The following is a 4,297-nucleotide window of genomic DNA, read 5'->3' as shown; positions in this document are numbered from 1 at the left end:
CAACAGCGCTTGGAAATATTACAACTGCAGACCGTGTGGAAGTGCGCAAGGATGCTGATGGAGCAATCATTATCCGCGTATTGACCCAGCTGAGCCGGGCATTCTCACGTGCAGATAGCAGTAGTAATGAGCTGCAGGTCAAACGCTCTAATCTGAACGATCCTTACCGCTACACATTTGCCTCCAATGTATATATTCATCAAGGTGACACGACTTTATCCGTGCAATCTCTCAAAGAAAATGATAATATTATAATGTATTTCAATAATGATGTTATCGTTGAAATTGTGAAACAATAATGTTATGGTGGATTTCCGGGTGAAACACCGTCTTGACGCAGAGGAAATACTGCGTCAAGACGTTTTTTTTGAAATATAAGAATAGATAGACTGCTTACCATTATGTATCCTTATATTTCGGTAAACAATGAGAAGATACGCTCGTATTGAAACGGATCCCTTCTTTTATGAACAGGCCAGCCGTTTCTGCTTCGTTCGAGTGTAAATACTCCGTGGAGGGGACGCTATGAAAGCTGCAGAGGTCCGCCACATTCTGGATAGTATTGGAGACTTGTTTCCTGATGCGCATTGTGAACTGAACCACAAGAACGCCTTCGAGTTAACGATTGCGGTATTGCTGTCGGCCCAATGTACGGACGCAACAGTAAACAAAGTGACCGAGGACCTGTTTCAAAAGTACAAAACTCCATTGGATTATGTTTCTGTACCCTTGGAGGAGCTGGAGAATGACATCCGGCGCATCGGGTTGTTTCGCAACAAAGCTAAGCATATTCACAACCTCTGTTTGATTCTGATTGAACAATACGGCGGTGAAGTGCCGCAGGCGCATGACTTACTGGTAACCTTACCGGGTGTCGGTCGCAAAACGGCTAATGTTGTAGTTTCCAACGCATTTGGTGTTCCGGCCATCGCCGTCGACACTCATGTGGAACGTGTAGCTAAACGGCTGGCATTAGCAGGCTGGAAGGATTCTGTGCTGGAAGTGGAGAAGAAACTGATGAAGGTGGTACCCCGTGAGGAATGGACGCTCACGCATCACCGGCTGATCTTTTTTGGACGATATCACTGCAAGGCGCAGAATCCCGCATGCCAGATTTGTCCGTTGCTCGATGTGTGCCGTGAAGGCAAGAAACGTATGAAAACCGCCGTAATCAGGAAAGATAAGATTACAGCGGGAGCAAGCAAAAAGTTAGAGATGAAGAAGAGGATGGGATAGAGATGAAGTGCATTTCTGTGTATACTGATAATTTTGAGGCGTTTTCCGATATTTTTGACCGTGTAGTTGAAAGTCCGCTTGAAGAAAACGAAGAGCAGGAAGTAGAAGGCATCACAATCAGCCACTCCGGCGATGTGCCTGAGCATTACCTGGAGCGTATGTCCCAAAAGCCTGAGGTTGTCGTAATGAAGGACAAGTCCCGCGGCTTGACGATTCTCCAGCATGGCAAAGTATTTGAAATTCTGCTCCCAGTATTGGAAACAGCTTAATATTATTCTACTCAAAGAGCCGTCCCTTAGGGGCCGGCTCTTTTTTGCGGAGCAAGCCGCTAGTAGAGAGGATGAATATTCTCTATAACTTGAGTTCTATGACGAGAATGATCTCAGCCTTAAAGAATAAGCAATATAGACCATTAGAGAAGGTACCAGTACCATGACGCACAGCATGATGGCTACAAAGGAAAAATTCTGCAGCAGCAGCTGATTCCAGATCGTAGTTGAAGCATACCTTAGTAGGAAGCTTGCAACGGTCAGCATCAGTGTAATGAGAGCCATAGTCCTGCTGATTCGGACAACTCTGGAGTATTTCACGTATGAGGTTTCACGGTCGGTATGCAGAGGAACTGTTCCTGGTTCCGCTGAGAAGATATGCAGATCTCCGGAAGAACACACATGATTCCAGCCGCTGTCAGCAAAAATATCCTTGTATTCCTGTTCTTCCTCTTTCTGCAGTTGCCGGATATCGAGACAATAAATCAGCTTGTGCGGCAGTCCCTTGCGGACTATAAAGCCGAATAGTGAAAAATGATCCAGAAACCAGCCTTCTTCAGACAATACACTTAACCTCTTCATCTCGGATTCCTCGGCAAATGCCAATCCCTTCGAAATGACATATCTCGTCTGCTTATCAGTACTCTTCATATAATCCTTCCTCCTTCACAGTTTGGATTGCGGCTTGCCCGTGCCGTGCCATTCTTAATCTCCGCTCAATCTCAGCGGCAATGATCTGCTCTCCCTTAGCTGTCAGCTGGTAGGTTTTTCTCCGCTCATCCTCATCCTCATTCAGTAATATATAATTGGTTTTCTGCATCTTCTTGATTAAGGTATAAAGCGTGGCCGGTCCGATCTTGACCTCTCCGTCTGTAAGCTCTTCGATATACTTCATTATCGCGTAACCGTGTTTAGGAGAATATAAGGCCAGCAGGATGTAGTACGCCGAATCAGTCAGCTGTTCAATCTGCAGTGAATTATTTCGTGACACCGGTACCCCCCCCTTTCTTATTCCCATTGGAATGTATCTTGTTTGGATATATCCATTATAGATATATCTAATATGGATATAATAATTCCATTAAATTACATTGTCAAGAGTATCCCCGGAAATTTTTACATCAAGTGAATTTTGTAAGGGATTATAGCTGTTTTTGTAATCTGTGATTATTTGATTTATGACAAACTGGTGATAGAATGAAGATATTCTTGTACACTTTAAATTTTAAGATAACGGTTTTTAAATATTAACGAGGAAGAAAATGTAAAATAAGGTCCCGGATTTAGCGCTCATATCAGCGGATAAGTACATAGACATTAGGTGTAAAGACATTATGGGAGACGGCGGAGGTGGACGTTTGTGCGGGCAGAACCAGTGAAGCTGGAGCAGGTAAAGGAATCAGCGCTGTCATCGCTTAAAACACTGATGGATCAGTGGGGCGAACGGGAAACGGCCCGGGTGATTGCTGATTTGCAGGTTAAGGAACAAAAGCAGGAGCTGACGCTTGCCTTTTGCGGGCATTTCTCTGCAGGGAAATCAAGTATGATCAACAGGCTGTGCGGCAGTGAAGTGCTGCCTTCCGGACCTATACCTACAAGCGCCAATGTGGTATCCATCCGCAGCGGAGCGCCGCGTGTATTGCTGTATCCTGTCACAGATAAGCAGGCTCCTTGGGAGACGACTCCTGACCGGCTGCAGGAATATTGCCGCAGCGGTAATGAGTATTCAGCGATTGAGGTATGGGAAACGGTTCCATTACTTGGAGCTCACGGCGTGCTGATGGATACTCCGGGTGTCGATTCCACGGATGACGGGCATCAGGCGGTGACACGTTCGGCGCTGCATCTGGCCGATGTGGTGTTCTATGTGATGGACTACAATCATGTACAATCGGAGAACAATTTGGCTTTCGCCAAAAATCTCAGTGATTGGGGAAAACCGCTGTATCTTATTGTCAATCAGATCGACAAGCACCGCGAGCAGGAAATTACAATCGAAGCCTACCGGCAGCAATTGGAAAGCGCTTTCGATTCGTGGGGGATTGAGGCAGCGGGACTGCTGTTCACTTCGCTTAAGGTGCAGGCGCATCCGCTCAACCAGTGGGATGAATTATTAAGCCTGATTACCCGGCTGCTGGAGCAGCGGGAGGAACTGCTGCAATACAGCTTGTCCAGATCTGCATATCATATCGCAGATACGCTGATGGCTGCTTATCACGATGAACAGCGGGAAGAACGGGAGCCGCTGCTTGAAGAAGCAGAGGGGGCAAATGAAGCTTCGGTGCAGCGGGAAATCGCTGCCTGCGCCACAGAAAAGGAAGAACTGGCCGAGCTGCCCGGCCAGGCCAGGGGAAGCCTGCGCAGCGGACTTGACTCCCTGCTGGGCAACAGCAATCTGATGCCTGCAGATGTTAGAGAGGCTGCCGGGGCTTATATTGAAAGCTGTGCGCCCGGCTTCCGGCGCGGTCTCCTGTTCACCGCCGCCAAGCGGGAGAAGGAGCAGGCGAGTCGGCTTGCCTCCTGGCACGCGCTGCAGAGCCGGGAGATTTCGGGCCAGCTGGACTGGCATATTCTGCAGCTGGTCAGGGAATGGGCAGAAGCCCTCGGCCTGTGGGAAGAGGGAGCGGAAGCCCGGCTGAAGGACAGCTTCCCGGCGGTGAGCCGGGAGTGGCTGGCGGCTGCAGTGAAGCCGGGAACGGGGACTGGCGGCGAGGCGCTGCTTAATTTCTGCCGCACCCTGGCGGCTGAAATCAAAGCACAGTACCGCCGCGCCGCTCCTCGAGCAGCGGCGG

5 protein-coding genes and 1 pseudogene are annotated in these 4,297 nt (G+C 48.5%); 4 read left to right on the top strand and 2 right to left on the bottom strand.

Translation table 11 applies throughout. From position 1 onward, the window contains the following. The 3 genes and pseudogenes from AQR02_RS15855 to AQR02_RS15845 all read left to right on the top strand — a co-directional run. Positions 1 to 299 (top strand): annotated as a pseudogene (locus AQR02_RS15855) (S-layer homology domain-containing protein); the annotation flags it as partial. 226 nt (positions 300 to 525) lie between these two features. After that, positions 526 to 1,236 (top strand): endonuclease III, encoded by a 711-nt coding sequence (gene nth / locus AQR02_RS15850; protein ID WP_054941306.1) that lies wholly within the window; start codon positions 526 to 528, stop codon positions 1,234 to 1,236. A 2-nt stretch (positions 1,237 to 1,238) separates the two neighbouring features. After that, positions 1,239 to 1,505, top strand: a complete 267-nt coding sequence (locus AQR02_RS15845; RefSeq protein WP_054941305.1) for a hypothetical protein — start codon at positions 1,239 to 1,241, stop codon at positions 1,503 to 1,505. A gap of 96 nt (positions 1,506 to 1,601) precedes the next feature. On the opposite strand, the gene AQR02_RS15840 is transcribed toward AQR02_RS15845, so the two are convergent. Then, positions 1,602 to 2,156 (bottom strand): DUF2812 domain-containing protein, encoded by a 555-nt coding sequence (locus AQR02_RS15840; RefSeq protein WP_054941304.1) that lies wholly within the window; start codon positions 2,154 to 2,156, stop codon positions 1,602 to 1,604. Continuing rightward, positions 2,143 to 2,496, bottom strand: a complete 354-nt coding sequence (locus AQR02_RS15835) for a PadR family transcriptional regulator (RefSeq protein ID WP_245237497.1) — start codon at positions 2,494 to 2,496, stop codon at positions 2,143 to 2,145. The genes AQR02_RS15840 and AQR02_RS15835 overlap by 14 nt, the downstream gene beginning before the upstream one ends. A gap of 369 nt (positions 2,497 to 2,865) precedes the next feature. On the opposite strand from AQR02_RS15835, the gene AQR02_RS31995 reads away from it, so the two are divergent. After that, positions 2,866 to 4,297 (top strand): dynamin family protein (locus tag AQR02_RS31995; protein WP_187388790.1); only part of this gene is annotated, 1,432 nt, incomplete at its 3' end.

Origin of the sequence: Paenibacillus ihuae, from assembly GCF_001368795.1 — a bacterium.
GTDB classification, from domain to species: domain Bacteria; phylum Bacillota; class Bacilli; order Paenibacillales; family Paenibacillaceae; genus Paenibacillus_AQ; species Paenibacillus_AQ ihuae.
Note: the sequence above shows the minus strand (reverse complement) of the source record. Positions and strands in the feature narration are given on the sequence as shown.

Bases quoted from the DNA above. Each gene is read 5' to 3' on its own strand.
- nth (WP_054941306.1), top strand. From the start codon at position 526: ATGAAAGCTGCAGAGGTCCGCCACATTCTGGATAGTATTGGAGACTTG.
- AQR02_RS15845 (WP_054941305.1), top strand. From the start codon at position 1,239: ATGAAGTGCATTTCTGTGTATACTGATAATTTTGAGGCGTTTTCCGAT.
- AQR02_RS15840 (WP_054941304.1), bottom strand. From the start codon at position 2,156: ATGAAGAGTACTGATAAGCAGACGAGATATGTCATTTCGAAGGGATTG.